The organism is Methylorubrum rhodesianum, from assembly GCF_014199985.1.
In the GTDB taxonomy this organism is placed as follows: domain Bacteria; phylum Pseudomonadota; class Alphaproteobacteria; order Rhizobiales; family Beijerinckiaceae; genus Methylobacterium; species Methylobacterium rhodesianum.
The window spans coordinates 213,470-230,309 of the sequence record NZ_JACHOS010000004.1 but is presented as its reverse complement, the minus strand read 5'-3'; the positions used below and the strand labels follow the sequence as shown (position 1 = coordinate 230,309).

The following is a 16,840-nucleotide window of genomic DNA, read 5'->3' as shown; positions in this document are numbered from 1 at the left end:
AATGCACCGCCGGCGAGAGGCGCGGAACGATGCCTCAGGCGGGACCGGTCTCGACGGGACGGGCCGGATCCGCCCCCCATTCCGACCACGAGCCGTCGTACAGGGCCCGCGGCTCCTTGCCCAACGTTTCGAGGGCCAGCGCGACGATGGCGGCGGTGACGCCCGAGCCGCAGGTGGTGATGACGGGACGGTCGAGATCCACCCCGGCCTCGGCGATCGCCGCGCGCAGCGAGGCCTCGTCCCGCAGGCGGCCATTGGCCTGGAGGGCGGCATAGTGCAGGTTCCGGGCGCCCGGCATGTGGCCGGGGCGCACGCCCGGGCGCGGCTCCGCCTCCTCGCCGCGGAAACGCGGACCGGAGCGGGCATCGACGACCTGGGCCGAGCCGTTGGCGAGCGCGCGTGAGACGTCGCTGGCATTCGCCACCGCGCCGTTGTCCAGCCGCGCGGTGAAGTGACGACGGTCGCGCGGGCGGCCCGGACCGTCCTCGGTCGGATAGCCCGCCGCGATCCAGGCCGGCATGCCGCCTTCCAACAGCTTGACGTCGCGCATGCCGAAGGTCTGGAGCATCCAACGCACCCGCGGCGCCGAGAACAGGCCCATCCCATCGTAGACGACGACCTGCGCCCCGTCGCCGACACCGAGCGCGCGCATCTTCGAGGAGAACACCTCGGGCCGCGGCAGCATGTGGGGAAGGTGCGAGTCGGTGTCGCTCATCGCGTCGAGATCGAAGCGGATCGCGCCCGGAATATGGGCAGCCCGGTACTCGGCCTCGGCGTCGCGCCCCTGGGCTGGCAGGTACCAAGAGGCGTCCAGTACGACGATGTCCGGCGCGCTGAGGCGCTGGTGCAGCCAGTCCACCGTGACGAAGGGCGATGCAGTCATGGATGTCCTCGCCTGTGCGCGTACCCGCGGGGAAGACACCACATCCGGCATTGGCGGGAATTCGGCAAGGGCGGGAAACGGAAACCCCCGCGTCACCGGGTCCCGCTCGCTCGGCGCCTTCCACGGACCTGCGGACGGCCCGATCTTGGGGTAAGCCCCATGCCAAGGACCACGCTCAGAGGCGAGGACACGAAACGACGTGCGAGAGACCTATCACATCGAGGTGCTCGGCCCTGACGAGGCCGACGCGCCGGGAGGCGTTCAGCAGCGGATCTCTGTGCGGACGTCGAGTCGGGAGGGGGCCGAGGAGCGCGCGCGACGTCTGTTCGCCCGAGCCCGTGTTCCGCAGCGCTCCGGCACCGCCGCGGAGGCGGTACGGGTGATCGACGGAGCCGGCATCGAAGTGTTCCGGATGAGCCGGTTCGACGAGGGCTGAGGCGTCACGCACGAAAGGCCCCGGCGCGCTCCGCGCCGGGGCTCGGTCCGTCGTCGACGATCCGGCGGCCGTTCGCCGGATCGCTGGCTTTGTGCCGTGACGGGGTCGTCAGGCGAAAGTGCCGTCGCCGAAGGTCTGTCGCCCTTCGACGGCACCATATTCGAGGTAGTGCTGCAGCGGATTGATGCCGGCCGCTGCCACGTCCGCGTAAGCCGCGAGGTACTGCTTGGTATCGAATTGAGCCGAGGGATCGCGGCCCTCCTTCCAGCCGTAGGTCAGGTAGTGCTCGAGAGGGTTGATGCCGGCCGCCGCCACATCCTTATAGGCGGCGAGGTAGCCCTGCGTGTCGAAGAAGGCATTCGGGTTGCGGCCTTCCCTCCAGCCGTAGTCGCGGAAATGTTGCTCGGCGTCGTTGCCGTTGTTGAAGACGTCCTTGTACTGGCTCAGGTAGAACAAGTCGTCGACCAGGGGGTTGCCGTCGCCCTGAACGATGGTTCGGTCGGCGAATGCGAAGATTTCGGTGTTCTTGACCGTGTCCGTGGAGTTCTGGCCGGTGATCACCGACAGGGTGCCTGCGGACGAGACGCCGGCATTGGCGAAGTTGAAGGCGAAGACGGCGGTATCGATGCCGAACGCGCCGTCGAGCGTGTTGCTGCCCGAACCGCCCGACATTCTGTCGTCGCCGAAATCACCGAAGACGACGTCGTTGCCCGCGTCACCGAACAGGACATCGTTTCCGAGGTCGCCGTCGACCAAGTCGTCGCCGTCGCCGCCGCGGACGGTGTCGTTGTCGTCACCGCCGGCGACGAAGTCATTGCCCTCGTCACCGAAGACGAGGTCGAAGCCCGCCTCGCCGACCAGGAAGTCGTTTCCGAGGCCACCGTAGAGAGCATCGTCACCGGGATTGCCGGCGGCGTAGTCGTCGCCATCCTGGCCGTAGATTGTATCGTTGCCGGCCTCTCCGATGATTTGATCGAAGCCCCCTGCGCCGAAGATCGTGTCGTTCCCGGGCCCGCCGGCGATGTAGTCGAGGTCGGCGCCGCCGGTAATGGTGTCGTTTCCACCCTGACCGTCGATCCGATTGAAGCCGCCCGGATCCGTTATGACGTCGTTCCCGAGAAGGCCGAGAATGATGTCGTCACCAAGCGTGCCGGTCAGAACATTGTCTGAGTCCGTTCCCGAAATCGTCGCCATTGGACATCTCCTGCGAGATCGGTTTTCGAGCCGATGACCGGGAATCCAATGCAGGATTGATGATGTTCCTTTCCGATGATTATTTTATATATCACGAGAGCGTTATTATGAATTGTTAATTGAGATATGTGATCTCTTTGTCTGGTATTTTAATGTTTGATTCAATTGAGCTTGACAGTATATCTCGATCGCCTTCGTCGCTTGGTTTGCTGACCGCGGAGTCCGTCATCGGAGCAGCCATCCTCGACCAACCCGCGACGATGCGGGAGCGGAATCGGCCGCTCGATCCGATGCGGGTGGAAGCGTGAGGCTCGCATTGACTTCGCAGGTGCAACGTCGCATATCGCACCTGCAGCGTCAGCGGCCATACGGGGTCGCTTGAGGGGGCTGCGTGACGGTTCGCGCCTTTCCCAGGTCGCGCCCCGGCCCCTCTCTTCAACGTGCATGCACCCCAGGCCGCCCCATCACGCGGGCAGCCTCCCGGACCGACGGACCTCACTATTTTTCCGAGCGCCTTGCGCCGGATCGCGGGTTCCGCTGCCTTGAAAGTACCGACTTGACTCAATTCACTGATTTCGGCCTCGCTCAGCCCGTGCTCCGCGCGCTGGAAGAAGCCGGCTACGTCACGCCCACTCCGATCCAGTCGCAGGCGGTTCCGCCGGCGATGGAAGGCCGCGACCTTTGCGGCATCGCCCAGACCGGCACCGGAAAGACCGCCGCCTTCGCTCTGCCGATTCTGCATCGCCTGTCGCTCGACAACCGCCGTGCGCCGCGGCGCGGTTGCCGCGTGCTCGTGCTCTCGCCGACCCGCGAGCTGGCGAGCCAGATCGCCGAGAGCTTCTCCGATTACGGCCGGCACCTGCCCTACACCAACACCGTCGTCTTCGGCGGCGTGAACATCAATCGTCAGGAGCGGGCGATCGCGCCGGGCGTCGATATCCTCGTCGCCACGCCGGGCCGGCTCATCGATCTCGTCGACCGCCGGGCGCTGACGCTGGAAGGCGTCGAGATCCTCGTCCTCGACGAGGCCGACCAGATGCTCGATCTCGGGTTCATCCACGCGCTCAAGCGGATCGTGAAGATGCTGCCGGCGCGTCGCCAGAGCCTGTTCTTCTCGGCCACGATGCCGAAGAACATCGCCGGCCTCGCCGACCAGTACCTGACCAACCCGGTGCAGGTGGCGGTGACCCCGGTAGCGACCACCGCCGAGCGCGTCGAGCAGCAGGTGATCTTCTGCCATACCGGCGCCAAGCAGGCCCTGCTCAACCACGTCCTGCGTGATCCGAAGATCGAGCGCGTGCTCGTCTTCACCCGCACCAAGCACGGTGCGGACCGGGTCGTGCGCGGCCTCGACAAGGTCGGCATCGTCGGTGCGGCGATCCACGGCAACAAGAGCCAGCCGCAGCGCGAGCGGGCGCTCGCCGCCTTCCGCGACGGCTCGTGCCGCGTCCTGGTGGCGACCGACATCGCCGCTCGCGGCATCGACGTCGAGGGAGTCACCCACGTCGTCAATTACGACCTGCCGAATGTGCCGGAGAGCTACGTCCACCGCATCGGCCGCACGGCCCGCGCCGGTGCGGAGGGTCAGGCGATCTCGTTCTGCAACGACGAGGAGCGCGCCTATCTCCGCGACATCGAGCGGACCACGCGCCAGAAGGTGCCGGTCGCCGGCTTCCCCGAGGGCTTCGTCCCGCCGAGCCGGCAGGAGGCGCAGGACACCGCCGCCGAGGAGGCACGTCGCCCGCCGCGCCAGCCGCAGGGTCGCCCCGGTCATCGCCAGGGACGTCCGGGCGGCGGTCGCGGCCAGGGTGGCGAGGGCCGTGGCGAGCCGCGCGCTCACGAGGCGCGCGGCGGCCGTCCGGGCGGACAGCCGGGACACCGTCAGGACCAGCGCTCGGGTGCTCCGCGTCCTGAAGGTCAGCGGCAGGACCAGCGCCGCCCCGAGCGGGCCGGTGAGGGTCGTCCTCAGGGCGCTCGCCCGCAGGGTGCGCGTCCCCAGGGCGGCCGCCCGAACGACGGCCGCCGCGACGGACGCCCCGCGCGCTCCGGCGGCGGCGAAGGCGGGCGGGCCATCGGCTGGCTCGATCGCGCGCCGCGTTCCTGATCGCCTGAGCGGCTGAAGCGATCCTTTCGGCGCGGGATGCGTTCTATCCCGCGCCGTGCTCGTTCGAAGCGCGGCCCGAGAGGAGACAGGCGGGATGCGCTACGAACTCTATCGTGACGCGGGCGGGCAGTGGCGCTGGCGGCTGCGCGTTCAGAACGGCAACGTGATCGCCGATTCCGGCGAGGGCTACGTACGCCGCGAGGATTGCGAGCGTGGCATCGCGCTTGTGAAGAAGAGCGGCGAAGCCTCTATCGTGGACATGACGACGAAGATCGCCTGATACGCTTCGACCGTTCCGGCGGCGTGAAGTGATCGACCCGCGCGGCGTGCATTTCCCACGCAACCGATCCCGACCTTCGCGCGTTCACGCTCCCGCGGCGCGCCGGCTCCGGCGCGACCGATCGCGTTTGCCGCAGAGGGAATGCACACTTGCTCAAGAAACTTCTCATCGCCGCGCTGATGGTCCTGGGCCTCGCCGCGGTCGCGCCGCAGGGTGCCTCGGCCGCTCCGGTCGGTCCGTCGGCCGCGCTGGTGACCGAAACCGCTCCCGCCACCGTCGAGAAGGCGCAGTATTACTATCGCCGCGGTTGGGGGCCGCGCCCCTATTACGGTCGCCGCTTCTACGGCCCGCGCCCGTTCTACCGTCGCCCCTACTATCGTCGTCCGTACTACGGTCCGCGCCGCTTCTACGGTCCGCGCCGCTTCTACTACTGAGGTCCTCGAACCGTTCGGGGACGCCATCCGGCATCCCCACGGCGGACCGTTCGACGAGAAGCCCGGAGCGTCGCCGCTTCGGGCTTTTTCGTGTTCCGCGCCTGGCGAGCTGGGCGCCGTCGGACGCCTTCCGAAAGGTCCTTCACGAATGTAGGATGGCATTCAAGTGAGTGGGTCCGCTTGAGACGGGCCGCTCCGGAGGACGTCCCATGATCGATCTCGTGACGCGGCAGCGGCGCGCGATTGCGGCCGCTCGCACTCTGTCCTGGCAGGATATTCCCCTGGAGCTGTTCGTCTGCGCCGCGGCGATCTTCCTCGCCGCCGGACTTGAGCTTCTCGGCCTGATGCCCTGACGGGCCAGTTTCCCGCCTCTGGCGCAGGGCCTGTAGCCGTGCTTGGCTGTTGGCTGATCCATCGTCGAATCGATGGCAGGGGGGATCGATGACGCAGGCGATCGATGTGGGCGACGTTCATCCGATCGGCGACCTGACGGTGCGTACCATCGCCATGCCCGCCGACACCAATGCCAATGGCGATATCTTCGGTGGCTGGGTGCTGTCGCAGATGGATCAGGCCGGCGGCATTGCCGGGGTCGAGCGGGCGCAGGGGCGAGTTGTGACCGTGGCCGTCGATGCGATGACCTTCATCCGGCCCGTGAGGGTCGGAGACGTATTGTGCGTCTACACCCGGATCGGGCATGTCGGGCGCACCTCGATGAAGATCCATCTTGAGGCTTGGGCCCGGCGCTTCCAGACGCAGTTGCGCGAGAAGGTGACCGAGGCGACCTTCACCTTCGTCGCCATCGACGAGGTGGGCCGACCGCGCCCGATTCCGGCCGAGGGCTGAAGGCGCGGCGCATTGGCGCTTCCCGGCCCGACGGTCTAGAACCGCACACGACTGTCTCAACCTGCCGAGTCCGCATGCCCGCCACGCCCCGCGCCGCGATCATCCCGGTCACCCCGTTCCAGCAGAATTGTACCCTGATTTGGGACGACGCCACCAAGGTCGGCGCTGTGGTCGATCCCGGAGGTGATCTGGATCGGATCGAGGCCGCGATCCACTCGCAGGGCGTCAAGGTCGAGAAGATCCTGCTGACGCATGGCCATATCGACCATGCCGGCGGCGCCGCCGAGCTGAAGGAGCGGCTCGGCGTTCCTGTCGAGGGGCCGCACGAGGCGGACAGGTTCCTGCTCGACTCCCTGCCCGAGACCGGCGCGAGTTACGGCCTCGACGGTGCCCGAGCGATCACGCCGGATCGCTGGCTCGCCGAGGGCGATACCGTCACCATCGGCGGCCTCACCTTCGATATCTGGCACGCCCCCGGACACTCTCCCGGCAGCGTCGTGTTTATGAGCCGCGACGCCCGCTTCGCCCTGGTCGGCGATGTGGTGTTCCAAGGCTCGATCGGCCGCACCGACCTGCCCGGCGGCAACCACGAGCAACTGCTTCGGATGATCCGGGAGAAGGTGCTTCCGCTCGGAGACGACGTCGCCTTCATCCCCGGTCACGGGCCGACGGGAACGCTTGGACAGGAGCGGATGACCAACCCCTTCCTGCAAGGGTAACCGCGGCGGGTTCTCTCGCGTGGTCTGCTCCACGGCCGTGGCCGAGGTCTCGCAGGTCGTTACCCGATCGCGATGATGCGGGGAGGCGACGGGATGCCCTCTGGTTCAAGTGAGCATGAGTGACACTTCCAACCGGTTCTTTGTTTCGCGCGCCCGAACTTCGGCCGGGCGTCGATTGTGCCGGCATCGATGATGGGACCGACATTGCGCAATCGGTCTTCGACGGAGCGAAACGCGAAGTCCGCCTGGGCCCGATCGCTTGCCGGCCGGGCCGACACACCCGATTCGACGATGCGTGGGAACGCCGGAAGGAGGGCGGTTCGATCACCGGCTATGGGCGCCGCAAACAGCCCTTACGCGGCGTTAACGCGACGGGGCCACAATGCGCGAGAGTGGCGCTTTCCCGACGCAGAAAACGATGCAAAATCAGGGGGGAACGCCTATATGAGATTAAGACGGAGATAGCAGGCACGCCCGGTCCGTCCGGGCTCGAAAAAGGGCTTCCGAGCCGCCTGCCCGAGGAATTTCATGGCTGACTCCCCGAACACCGAACACGCCGACAGCTACGGCGCGGAATCGATCCGCGTGCTGAAGGGCCTGGATGCCGTCCGCAAGCGGCCGGGCATGTATATCGGCGATACCGACGACGGCTCCGGCCTCCACCACATGATCTACGAGGTGGTGGACAACGCCATCGACGAGGCGCTCGCCGGCCACGCCGACCTCGTGACCGTGACGCTGAATCCCGACGGCTCCTGCACGGTCTCGGACAACGGCCGTGGAATCCCCACCGACATCCATAAGGAAGAGGGGGTTTCGGCGGCCGAGGTCATCATGACCCAGCTCCACGCCGGCGGTAAGTTCGACCAGAACTCCTACAAGGTCTCGGGCGGCCTTCACGGCGTCGGCGTGTCGGTCGTCAACGCGCTCTCCACAAGCCTGAAGCTCCGGATCTGGCGCGGCGGCAAGGAGCACCGCATGGAGTTCCGCCACGGCGACGCCGTGGCGCCTCTGGAGGTGGTCGGTCCCGCGGGCGACCGGCGCGGCACCGAAGTGACGTTCCTGCCGAGCCCCGAAACCTTCACGATGACCGAGTTCGATTTCGCGACGCTGGAGAAGCGCCTGCGCGAACTCGCCTTCCTGAACTCGGGCGTGCGCATCGTGCTCACCGACGCACGGCACGCCGAGCACAAGCGTGAAGAACTCTGCTACGAGGGCGGCGTCGAGGCGTTCGTGCGCTATCTCGACCGCTCGCGCAAACCCGTCGAAGGCATGACGAAGCCCGTGACGGTGCTCGGTGAGCGCGACGGCATCCGCGTCGAGGTGGCGTTCTGGTGGAACGACTCGTTCAACGAGACGGTCCTGCCCTTCACCAACAACATCCCGCAGCGCGACGGCGGCACGCACATGGCGGGCTTCCGCGCTGCCCTGACGCGCCAGATGACGGGCTATGCCGAATCCTCGGGCATCGCCAAGAAGGAGAAGGTCTCGCTCACCGGCGATGATTGCCGCGAGGGCCTGACCGCCGTCATTTCCGTCCAGGTCCCGGACCCGAAATTCTCCTCGCAGACGAAGGACAAACTCGTTTCCTCCGAGGTCCGTCCAGCGGTCGAGAACATTCTCAACGAAGGGCTTTCGCGCTGGCTGGAGGAGAACCCCGCTCAGGCCAAATCCGTGATGGCCAAGGTGGTGCTCGCGGCGGCGGCCCGCGAGGCGGCGCGCAAGGCCCGTGAGACCATCACCCGCAAGGGCGCGCTCGACATCGCCTCGCTCCCGGGAAAGCTCGCCGATTGCCAGGAGCGCGATCCCACGAAGTGCGAGTTGCTGCTTGTGGAGGGCGATTCCGCCGGCGGTTCGGCCAAGCAGGGCCGTGACCGCACCTTTCAGGCCGTGTTGCCCTTGCGTGGGAAGATCCTCAACGTCGAGCGCGTGCGTGCCGACCGGATGCTGTCCTCGGCCGAGATCGGTACGCTGATCACCGCGCTCGGTGCCGGCATCGGCCGTTCCTCGACCGATCGCGAGGGGTTCAACCCGGACAAGCTGCGCTACCACCGCATCATCATCATGACCGATGCGGATGTCGACGGCTCGCATATCCGTACGCTGCTGCTGACATTCTTCTTCCGACAGATGCCGGAGATCATCGAGCGCGGTCACCTCTACATCGCCCAGCCGCCGCTCTACAAAGCCGAGCGCGGCCGGCGTGCCCTCTACCTCAAGGACGAGCGCGCGCTGGAGGATTACCTGATCGATCAGGGCGTCGAGGGAGCCGTGCTTCGGCTGGCCTCGGGCACGGAGTTCGGCGGCGCCCAGCTGAAGACGCTGGTCGAGGAGGCGAGGGCCTTCCGCGGCATCCTGCACGGGTTGCACACCCGCTACGACCGTGGGGTGGTCGAGCAGGCGGTTCTTGCCGGCGCCTTCGCCAAGGATGTCGCCGAAAATACCGGCGAAGCGGAGGTTCTGGCCGACCGCACCGCCAAGCGCCTCGATCGCATCGCCGACGAGATCGAGAAGGGCTGGACCGGCGCGGCCTCGGAAGGCGGTTACGCTTTCAGCCGGACGCTCCGCAGCGTGAAGCAGGTCGCGACCCTCGACGCGTCGCTGCTCGCCTCTCAGGAGGCGCGCCGGCTCGCCGAACGGGCCGAGGCTCTGCGCGAAATCTACGAGGAGCCGGTGACGCTCGCCCGAAAAGGGGATGAGACCGAACTCTACGGTCCCGTCGGCCTGTTCGAGGCGGTGATGGCGTTCGGCCGCAAGGGTCTGCAGCTGCAGCGCTACAAGGGGCTGGGCGAAATGACCGCGCAGCAGCTCTGGGAGACGACGCTCGATCGCGACGTTCGCTCGCTGCTGCAGGTGAAGGTCAAGGACTCCACCGATGCCGACGATCTGTTCGTCAAGCTGATGGGCGACGTGGTCGAGCCGCGCCGCGAGTTCATCCAAGAGAACGCGTTGAGCGTGGCCAATCTCGACGTCTGATCGTCACGACGTGTAATTTCTCAGTAAAGTTTGACCCTATGGAAGGGTAACTTGACCGGATTTACTGAGAAGTTCGACCCTCGCGGCTCTGGGGGAAAGTGATTAGGCTGCCTTTCAAAGCGAATAGGCTGACCTATGAAAGCGATTAAGTGTTCTTCCCGGGCATCCTGGTGCGTTCAACAGGCAGCTGGCGTTCGAGACCGAGGGCGAAAAGAGCGCGCGCCATCCGTGGCGCTCGTTATAGCACGGGACAGGCGCAAGTGCCTACTTCCGACGTGAAAGCCAACGCCAGCTTGAGATCTCACCTGGTTCGGGAGATCCACGGACAGTCGGCTGTCTTTGCTTAAAGGTAATCTGGTGCTTACGCGCAGGGAAAATAGCAAAGCTTGGTGAATAACGGCGCGGCCGCGGCATCCCCCCGGATGCACCGCGCCCCGCCAACTACGCCCACCGGGAGGCACGTCGGCCGGAAATCGGCCTCTCGGCTTCACCCGTCGCCGAGCATTTCTCAACGAGCCAGGCTCGCTCTTGAACGGCGGGTCGCGCCCGTCCGTCGGATCGTTGATGATCCCGAAGTCCTCGCCAGGTTCATAGAACACTCGACCGCAATCGAGGTCAGGTGCGAATGGCCCGCCTTCGGTCAGGAAGTACGCATCACCGTCGTGTCTGACGTAGAGGGGGACTCATCCCTCCGCTCCGTCACCATAAATACGCCCCTGCGGTTCCCGTGGCCGTTTCAGGCGTAGAAGCTGCTCGTGTCCACCTTCAGCCGTAGGATGACCGGCCCCGCGGGGGAGAGGCTGCCCTCGAACCGTCCTGGAAAGGTCTCCGATACCGTAAGGCCGTCCGCGCCGTTCCCGTAATTCAGGGTGCAATGGACGTTGATCGGGCCCTCGAAGCTGCCGGCACGCACCTTGATCTCGTCGGCGAAGACCTCGACGGAGTCGACGTGCGTGTGCGCCGACAGCGCGCCCAGGTCCCCCCAGGCTTCGGTCCCGGTCAGGTCGATCTCTCGCACGGCCGTTGCGACGGCCTGGAGGACAGCCGCATCCGTGCTTGCTGCGTCAGGGCCCGGCATGCAACCTCCTCAGAACACGGCGGCGCCAATGCCGAGACGCTGCCGATACTGCCAGCTCAGCGAGAGACATACGCCCTCAAGGCTAGCCCAGATATGGGCCGCATCGATGCCGAGGCTGAAGAGCTTGCGCTGGAAGCGCGACCGGACCCCTCGCGGTATGACGAAGCTGTTTTCAGCCAGTCCGCTCGGCATCCAGGGTTCGCTGGGCCTGGGATGGACGGAGAACAACCCGCGCTGGCTCGCGATCCTCGGGGCCGTCGTGGTCGGGAGCAGGAACCCCACGCGGTCGATCTCGAACGGGCCCGGTCCGCCCTCCGGATTTATGACGAGCGTGTCGTCCACCGGATAGGCGTAGATCACGGCATCGGCGTCCAAGGGGTCGCTGGAGACCGCGAAGAAGCACGCGACGAGTGGGTTGGTCGTCCAGTCCAGGAGGCGCGTCGGCAGCCCGAAATGCTGCCCCAGGGCCAACCAGTCCCAATCGGTCGCCCCCGGCAGCGAGACGTGCAACCGTGCCTCGCGCTTGAAGGCGCGGAACAGGTGCTCCTCGAACAGCGGGTCGTGGTTCGGCGTGCGGCCCGCGCTCGGCACACATAGGAATTCGCGGGACGCGCAGCCCCGAAAGACCCAGCGCGAGTGCATGCGCCGGTCCAGGAAGTCCTGGAAGGATTGCCAGGTCTCCTGCGCCGACTTGAGACGCTCCACGGTGTCCGCGGCCGAAGCTGGGCCACGCGGCTGGACCGGCTCCGCCGAGACGCCACGGAGCGGTTTGGGAGGGGGTCGGGTCGGAGGTCTCATCGACGATGTCCGGTCGGGTCAGCGCATTCCGGCCAGGTGCGCGCGGTACAGGGCGGTCGTGAAGTCGCGGGCGATCTCGCACGACATGCCCGCGTGCACCGCGAGGTCCGTCGCAGCCACCGCTTCCGCCAGGACGACCACCGGAACCCCGACGGCCCGGGCGTGCCCGATGACGGCGCTCGTTCCCGGGTCGCCGCCATCCGCAAGCGCGAGGACAGCCGTGCAGGCCCTCAGTCCGGCGAGCGCGGGACCGGCGCTCGCGGCAAGCCGCTCGCCGTACTCATGGAACGGCGAGAACACCTCGCTCCCGAGATCAAGAAGCCACCACCGTGCCTGGTCGAGGAGCCAACGTTGAGGCAGCGTCGCCGCCGGTCCCGAAAGAAAGACCCGCCCCCCATGCGCCGTGTCCGGCTGCGGCACGAGAGCGCTCAAGGCATGCGGCGCCGGGAGAGGCAGGCGATGACCGTCGTTGAAATGGGCGACGCTGCGCGATGCCAGGTCGGCGGCCTCGACGGGGTCGAGCCGGCGCTCGCCCCAGTAGTGCGCGAAGGCGGCGCAGAACACGTCGCCGGAGCCGATCTTGAACCACGTGTCCGATATGTAGGCCGGAACCAGCCGCGGCTTCGTGTCACCGACATAGACGCTGGCGCCGCCGATGGCGTGGCGGGCGACAACGACCGAGGCGCCCTCATCGGCCATGATGCGTGTCGCCACATCCATCGCCTCCTGCGACGAATCCGCCGCAGCGAGCATGTAGTCCCTCACCACGTATGCCAGCTCGCCCGCCCGCGACCCTGACGCCGAGAAGGCCGCCTCGGGACTGTCCGACTGCGGGTCGTGGACGGCCCGGCCGGCCACGACCGTGGCCGGCCCCTCCAGCATCCCGAAGCTCAGCACGACCTCCCCGGAGACCGTGATGCGGGGCAGACCGGCCGACGCCTTGGGCACGGGCTCCTTGCTCAGGGGATGGTAGTACTCGAAGACGAGTTCCTTCTCGATCTCGACCACTTCGGCACGGACGCCGAACGACGCCATGGTCGCGCGTACGTCCGCCGCCCAACCCGAGTAGGCGTAGGTGTGCAGCACGGAGCCGGGCGCGAGCCCGCTCACGGCCACGGCGGCCCGGCCACCGGAACCGTAAATCCGGTCCCATTCCGGGTAAGCGCAGACCTCCCGGTAACTGCCGCCCACGATGATCATGGGTCGGTCCTCGACACCGTCACCACGCACCGCGTCGACGAGACCTCCTCGACATGGGCGACGAAGGGCACCTCCCGCGCGAGGCAGTCGAGAAGCCGCGTCAGACCCGGGAACGCGGCGAGGGCGCCCACCACGGCGCCCTCGCCGTTCCGGCAGATCGCGCCGACCGCGGCCCCCTCGTGGACAAGCTCGATCCGCAGGTCGTCGCCCTCGCGTACCCGGTCCGCCGCCTCACGACGCACCCCTATCAGGTCGACGGTGAGGTGGAGGTCGCAACCGTCGCCGGACTGCTGCAATCGCCGCGGAGCCCGCCCTCGCCGGCCCGGGGGTCCTCCCGACATGACTCAACCTCCCGTCGCCGCGGACGCCCGGGCCGCGGTGCCGGCGCGGGCCCGGCCGCCATCGATGCGCGCCAGCGTTTCCTGGTGCTTCTCGCAGCCACGGCACCGACCGCAGGCGTATTCCATGACATGGCAGGAGAAGGTGGCACCCAGGAGTGAACGGGGGATCCCCGACCGCCTGACAAGCTCCAGGGCCGAAAGGTGGCGCGCGGGGGCCATGACCCGGACGCCTCCCTCCTGCAGGTGCATCAGCCGGTCGACGGTCCGCAGGAAGGGAGCGCGACCGTCGGCATGAACATCCGTCCTGATCGCCCCGAGCAGGATCTCGGTCAGTCCCTCGGCCACGAACCGCATGCCGGCGAGCGTCACCAGCATCTGGTTGCGGTAAGGCCACCACTCGGGCGCGCGCGCCAGATCCGAGGCCGCGCGCCCCGCGAGCGGGCCAAGGCCAAGGGCCGACAGGTCGACCCGCGCGATCTCGTGGCGAAGTCCCAGCTCGCGCGCGACCGAGTCCGCCGCGGCGATCTCGCCCTTGGCCGGCCTCTGTCCGTAATCGACCGTGAGGCAGACGTCCGGCCTCTGCCAGGCGGCGATGGCCGCCGAGTCGAGGCCGCCCGAGAGCAGGAGCGCCCTCATTCCATGGCGGCCCAGGCCGCCTGGTAGAGCGCGGATGTGAGGTCGCGAGCGACCCGGCAGCCGGTGCCGACGAGCATCGTCAGGTTCGGGTCGTCGAGGCGCTCGGCAAGGACGACGACGGGCTTGCCGCGGGCGCGCGCGTACCCGACCTCGAACAGGGTGCCCGGATCGGCGCCGTCGAGCAGCGCGAGCAGCGCGGCGCAGCGGTCCAGGCCTTCGAGATCGGCAGCCGCGGTTTCCTGGGCCGGACGGCCCGTACCGACCTCGTGCAAGGGGGAGAACACCGGCGCGCCCAGTGCCTGGAGCCGTTCGAGCGCCTCCTCGACGAGCCAACGCTGCGCGAGATCGAAGAAGGGTCCCGCCAGGTAGATCAGGCCCGGACGCCGGCCAGCGGGCAGGGCAGACTGGGACGCGAGCTCGGCGGCGGGGGGCAGGGGCAGCGCGTGGTAGTCGACGAAGTGCGCGACGCTGCGTGAGGCCAGGTCCGCGGCGTCGACGGCGTCCAGCCCGCGCTCGCCCCAATGGTGCGCGAAGGCCGCGCTGAACACGTCGCCCGACCCGATCTTGAACACGCGCTCCGAGCGGTATGCCGGGATGTCGGCCGGCATGCCCCCGACCCGGAACACGCGCGCGCCCTCGCACCCGCGCTTGACGACGACGATCTCGGCGTCGTGCGCGGCGAGAAGCGCGGTGCCCACGTCGTCGCCCGCCGCGCCGGTCGCGGCCTCTGCCTCGCCCTGGTTCAGCACGACGGCGAGCCGCTCGGCCCGGGAGCCATTAGCGCGGAAGGGGCTCGCCGCATGGCCGGTCTGCGGATCGTGGACGGCGCGCCGCGCGGAGACGACGGCGTCGCCTTCCACGAAGCCGAACCGAAGCACCACGTCGCCGGACACGGTCAGGACAGGTTGCGCAGCGGGTACGGCCGGTTCGAGCAACGCGGGCGAGAGGGGATGGAAGTAGGAGAACGAGATTCTCTCGTCGATGGGTTGGACGGTCGCGCCCACACCGAACGCGTGCATCGAGCTCCGGACGTCCGAGACCCACCCCCGGTGGGCATAGGTATGGAGTTCGGTTCCGGGCGAGAGCCGGCCGACCGATGCGGCGGCCCGCCCTCCGGACCCGAAGAGGCGCCTCCAACGCGGGACGGCACAAACTTCCAGGTAGCAGCCGCCGGCGACGATCAACGCGTCACCCGCTCGACCAAGACGCGACAGCGGGTGCGATCGACCTCGATGACGCGGGCCTCGTACAGATGTCCGGCGCGCAGGCAGCCGAGGAGTTGGTCCAAGCCCTCCATGCCCGCGAGCGAGCCGACGATGTCGGCCGCGGGCCGCGTGCGGCACACGGCCGTCTCGAAGGGATCCTCCCGGTGCAAGGTCACGTCGAGGACGTCCCGCTCGCGGACCGTCACCACCGCAGGGGCCCGCACCCCCGTCAGGTCGGTGTCGTAGCGCAGGTTGCAAGGGTCCGCGCCCCCACCGAGCCCTGCCCCACCGCCCTGGCCCTCCCGCCCCGAAGGCGACACGGGTGACGACGTACCCGGCCCCAGACGCGGGCCCCTGCGTGTGCTGGACTTGCTACCGCCTGACATCGCGATCCCTGGGCGCGAACCTAGACGACAGTGGCCTCTTTTCCCGGCCGCCGTCAAACAGGGCCCCGGCCGATATTCCTCATCGCCCGCCACATCACCGCGTCGAGCAGGGACGGCCTGGCGCCGAGCGCCCCGCAGAACTCCAGGAAGCGCCGCTCCAGCGCCTCGTAGTCGCGCGGCACCCGCATCGACCGGTCGAAGAGGCCGATCAGGAGACCGGCCCGGATGATGTGGATATCCAGGATCGCAACCTCGTCGCTGCCCAGCCAGTTGCGCGTGATCCAGGATGCGGTCTTCGGCCCGATGCCCGGAATCCGCATGAGGTGGCGCCGGAATGCCAAGGCGTCGTCGGTCGGCGGCGGGTCATCCTCGATCATCCCCAACGCGACCGCGAGCCGGCGGGCCCGCTGGTGCGGGAACCGGTAGCGGACCGGGCGGCCGCCGAGCAGGACCGGCTGCAGCAGGAGAGCTTCGAGATCCCCCTCGGCCGGGCGGCGTCCCGGCACGAACACGCCGGCCTCCATCAACCGGTCGTGAACCGCATGGTTGACCTCAGCCGTGATGCCGTAGCCGCCGAGCAGGCAAAACCCGACCTCCTCCTGCAGGGACCCGTCGCGGTTGACGAACCCGTCGGACTGCTCGCTGGCGCGGCTGACCATGTCCGCCCAGAACGCGGCACTCGGCACCCACTCGGGCCGCCCCCAGCGCACCCCGGGCACGATCTCGGCATCTGGATCAGGCGGCGAACGCCGTGCAGCCGTCGGGCCGCCGTCCGCTTCGAGCAGCATAGTCGTGATTCCCCTTGACGCCGTCCCCGAATATTCATTTTCATTCAAAGCATGAGGGGACGCAAGATCGGATCAGGCGGCGAGCGCGCCGCCATCGCGGCGGCGCTGGAACGAGCCCGGCGCGAGGACGGCCTGAGCCAGGAGGCGCTCGCCCGCACGCTGGGCTCCAGCCAGGCCAACATTTCCAAGCTCTTGCGCGGTCAGCAGAGGCCCCGCCCGGAGCTAGAGGCGTCGATACGGTCCTATCTCGCCGCGCGGCCCGCGGGCGTCGCCCACCCGTCGGAAGCGTGGACGCGGCGTCTCCTCGCGGCCTGTGAACGCTCGCCGGCCTTCCGCGACGTGATCGACGCGGCGCTGCTGCTTGTGAATGAAAATGAATACTCTGACCGAGCTTGACGGCGATCCAGGGCTTTTGGCGTTCACGACGGACCACGCTCCAGGGTCGTCCGGTGCGGTCAACGGCCGTTTGCGGGCGGCCGTGCCTGGTCTGCAGCCGGGCGGCGAGCGCCGACGTGTCGGCCTCCGGCGCGGCTCCG

At 68.1% G+C, this 16,840-nt stretch carries 19 protein-coding genes; 9 read left to right on the top strand and 10 right to left on the bottom strand.

Annotation, left to right across the window (positions count from 1 at the left end):
• Positions 1 to 34 precede the first annotated feature (34 nt).
• Positions 35 to 883 carry a 3-mercaptopyruvate sulfurtransferase gene (gene sseA, locus HNR01_RS07720; RefSeq protein WP_183667279.1) on the bottom strand — a complete coding sequence of 283 codons (849 nt, stop codon included), beginning with the start codon at positions 881 to 883 and terminating at the stop codon, positions 35 to 37.
• 199 nt (positions 884 to 1,082) lie between these two features.
• Between sseA and HNR01_RS07715 the strand changes: the two genes are divergently transcribed.
• Positions 1,083 to 1,319: a hypothetical protein gene (locus HNR01_RS07715; protein ID WP_017485840.1), complete on the top strand. Its 237-nt coding sequence runs from the start codon at positions 1,083 to 1,085 to the stop codon at positions 1,317 to 1,319.
• A 108-nt stretch (positions 1,320 to 1,427) separates the two neighbouring features.
• Here the strand turns inward: HNR01_RS07715 and HNR01_RS07710 are convergent, their stop codons facing one another.
• On the bottom strand, positions 1,428 to 2,513 hold the full coding sequence (locus HNR01_RS07710; RefSeq protein ID WP_183667278.1) for a calcium-binding protein: 1,086 nt from the start codon (positions 2,511 to 2,513) through the stop codon (positions 1,428 to 1,430).
• A gap of 556 nt (positions 2,514 to 3,069) precedes the next feature.
• Between HNR01_RS07710 and HNR01_RS07705 the strand changes: the two genes are divergently transcribed.
• The 7 genes from HNR01_RS07705 (at position 3,070) to gyrB (ending at position 9,872) form a co-directional block, all read left to right on the top strand.
• Positions 3,070 to 4,617, top strand: a complete 1,548-nt coding sequence (locus tag HNR01_RS07705) for a DEAD/DEAH box helicase (RefSeq protein ID WP_017485842.1) — start codon at positions 3,070 to 3,072, stop codon at positions 4,615 to 4,617.
• A gap of 94 nt (positions 4,618 to 4,711) precedes the next feature.
• Positions 4,712 to 4,897 (top strand): YegP family protein, encoded by a 186-nt coding sequence (locus tag HNR01_RS07700; RefSeq protein WP_017485843.1) that lies wholly within the window; start codon positions 4,712 to 4,714, stop codon positions 4,895 to 4,897.
• A gap of 149 nt (positions 4,898 to 5,046) precedes the next feature.
• Positions 5,047 to 5,331, top strand: coding sequence for a hypothetical protein (locus HNR01_RS07695; protein ID WP_153874046.1), 285 nt, complete (start codon positions 5,047 to 5,049; stop codon positions 5,329 to 5,331).
• Positions 5,332 to 5,540: 209 nt separating this feature from the next.
• The gene (locus HNR01_RS07690; protein ID WP_017485845.1) at positions 5,541 to 5,684 is read left to right on the top strand and encodes a hypothetical protein; all 144 of its coding nucleotides are present in this window, start codon (positions 5,541 to 5,543) and stop codon (positions 5,682 to 5,684) included.
• 88 nt (positions 5,685 to 5,772) lie between these two features.
• Complete coding sequence (locus tag HNR01_RS07685) at positions 5,773 to 6,177, top strand: acyl-CoA thioesterase (RefSeq protein ID WP_017485846.1); 405 nt, start codon at positions 5,773 to 5,775, stop codon at positions 6,175 to 6,177.
• Positions 6,178 to 6,251: 74 nt separating this feature from the next.
• Positions 6,252 to 6,896 (top strand): MBL fold metallo-hydrolase, encoded by a 645-nt coding sequence (locus HNR01_RS07680; protein WP_183667277.1) that lies wholly within the window; start codon positions 6,252 to 6,254, stop codon positions 6,894 to 6,896.
• A 528-nt stretch (positions 6,897 to 7,424) separates the two neighbouring features.
• On the top strand, positions 7,425 to 9,872 hold the full coding sequence (gene gyrB, locus HNR01_RS07675) for a DNA topoisomerase (ATP-hydrolyzing) subunit B (protein ID WP_153874044.1): 2,448 nt from the start codon (positions 7,425 to 7,427) through the stop codon (positions 9,870 to 9,872).
• A 736-nt stretch (positions 9,873 to 10,608) separates the two neighbouring features.
• Here gyrB and HNR01_RS07670 read toward each other — a convergent pair.
• The 8 genes from HNR01_RS07670 to HNR01_RS07635 form a co-directional block, all read right to left on the bottom strand.
• Positions 10,609 to 10,950 (bottom strand): pPIWI-associating nuclease domain-containing protein, encoded by a 342-nt coding sequence (locus tag HNR01_RS07670; protein ID WP_012454400.1) that lies wholly within the window; start codon positions 10,948 to 10,950, stop codon positions 10,609 to 10,611.
• Between the two features lie 9 nt (positions 10,951 to 10,959).
• Positions 10,960 to 11,655: an FRG domain-containing protein gene (locus tag HNR01_RS07665; RefSeq protein ID WP_238255312.1), complete on the bottom strand. Its 696-nt coding sequence runs from the start codon at positions 11,653 to 11,655 to the stop codon at positions 10,960 to 10,962.
• A 111-nt stretch (positions 11,656 to 11,766) separates the two neighbouring features.
• Positions 11,767 to 12,948, bottom strand: a complete 1,182-nt coding sequence (locus HNR01_RS07660; RefSeq protein WP_142583508.1) for a hypothetical protein — start codon at positions 12,946 to 12,948, stop codon at positions 11,767 to 11,769.
• Complete coding sequence (locus HNR01_RS07655) at positions 12,945 to 13,289, bottom strand: hypothetical protein (RefSeq protein ID WP_012454403.1); 345 nt, start codon at positions 13,287 to 13,289, stop codon at positions 12,945 to 12,947. Before HNR01_RS07655 ends, HNR01_RS07660 begins: the two co-directional genes overlap by 4 nt.
• Positions 13,290 to 13,292: 3 nt before the next feature.
• A complete protein-coding gene (locus tag HNR01_RS07650; RefSeq protein WP_012454404.1) occupies positions 13,293 to 13,925 on the bottom strand; it encodes a 7-cyano-7-deazaguanine synthase in 633 nt (210 codons plus the stop codon).
• Positions 13,922 to 15,109 carry a PfkB family carbohydrate kinase gene (locus HNR01_RS07645; protein ID WP_012454405.1) on the bottom strand — a complete coding sequence of 396 codons (1,188 nt, stop codon included), beginning with the start codon at positions 15,107 to 15,109 and terminating at the stop codon, positions 13,922 to 13,924. Before HNR01_RS07645 ends, HNR01_RS07650 begins: the two co-directional genes overlap by 4 nt.
• Positions 15,106 to 15,450: a hypothetical protein gene (locus tag HNR01_RS07640; protein WP_009866860.1), complete on the bottom strand. Its 345-nt coding sequence runs from the start codon at positions 15,448 to 15,450 to the stop codon at positions 15,106 to 15,108. The genes HNR01_RS07645 and HNR01_RS07640 overlap by 4 nt, the downstream gene beginning before the upstream one ends.
• Before the next feature lie 119 nt (positions 15,451 to 15,569).
• The gene (locus HNR01_RS07635; RefSeq protein WP_009866859.1) at positions 15,570 to 16,304 is read right to left on the bottom strand and encodes an 8-oxoguanine DNA glycosylase; all 735 of its coding nucleotides are present in this window, start codon (positions 16,302 to 16,304) and stop codon (positions 15,570 to 15,572) included.
• 51 nt (positions 16,305 to 16,355) lie between these two features.
• Between HNR01_RS07635 and HNR01_RS07630 the strand changes: the two genes are divergently transcribed.
• Positions 16,356 to 16,700 (top strand): helix-turn-helix domain-containing protein, encoded by a 345-nt coding sequence (locus HNR01_RS07630; RefSeq protein ID WP_009866858.1) that lies wholly within the window; start codon positions 16,356 to 16,358, stop codon positions 16,698 to 16,700.
• The last annotated feature ends 140 nt before the right edge of the window (positions 16,701 to 16,840 follow it).

Excerpts from the sequence above, each read along its gene's own strand:
- sseA (WP_183667279.1), bottom strand. The coding sequence starts at position 883 with ATGACTGCATCGCCCTTCGTCACGGTGGACTGGCTGCACCAGCGCCTC.
- HNR01_RS07680 (WP_183667277.1), top strand. The coding sequence starts at position 6,252 with ATGCCCGCCACGCCCCGCGCCGCGATCATCCCGGTCACCCCGTTCCAG.
- HNR01_RS07660 (WP_142583508.1), bottom strand. The coding sequence starts at position 12,948 with ATGATCATCGTGGGCGGCAGTTACCGGGAGGTCTGCGCTTACCCGGAA.
- HNR01_RS07635 (WP_009866859.1), bottom strand. The coding sequence starts at position 16,304 with ATGCTGCTCGAAGCGGACGGCGGCCCGACGGCTGCACGGCGTTCGCCG.
- HNR01_RS07710 (WP_183667278.1), bottom strand. The coding sequence starts at position 2,513 with ATGGCGACGATTTCGGGAACGGACTCAGACAATGTTCTGACCGGCACG.
- HNR01_RS07630 (WP_009866858.1), top strand. The coding sequence starts at position 16,356 with ATGAGGGGACGCAAGATCGGATCAGGCGGCGAGCGCGCCGCCATCGCG.
- HNR01_RS07685 (WP_017485846.1), top strand. The coding sequence starts at position 5,773 with ATGACGCAGGCGATCGATGTGGGCGACGTTCATCCGATCGGCGACCTG.
- HNR01_RS07650 (WP_012454404.1), bottom strand. The coding sequence starts at position 13,925 with ATGAGGGCGCTCCTGCTCTCGGGCGGCCTCGACTCGGCGGCCATCGCC.
- HNR01_RS07670 (WP_012454400.1), bottom strand. The coding sequence starts at position 10,950 with ATGCCGGGCCCTGACGCAGCAAGCACGGATGCGGCTGTCCTCCAGGCC.
- HNR01_RS07700 (WP_017485843.1), top strand. The coding sequence starts at position 4,712 with ATGCGCTACGAACTCTATCGTGACGCGGGCGGGCAGTGGCGCTGGCGG.
- HNR01_RS07655 (WP_012454403.1), bottom strand. The coding sequence starts at position 13,289 with ATGTCGGGAGGACCCCCGGGCCGGCGAGGGCGGGCTCCGCGGCGATTG.
- HNR01_RS07690 (WP_017485845.1), top strand. The coding sequence starts at position 5,541 with ATGATCGATCTCGTGACGCGGCAGCGGCGCGCGATTGCGGCCGCTCGC.
- gyrB (WP_153874044.1), top strand. The coding sequence starts at position 7,425 with ATGGCTGACTCCCCGAACACCGAACACGCCGACAGCTACGGCGCGGAA.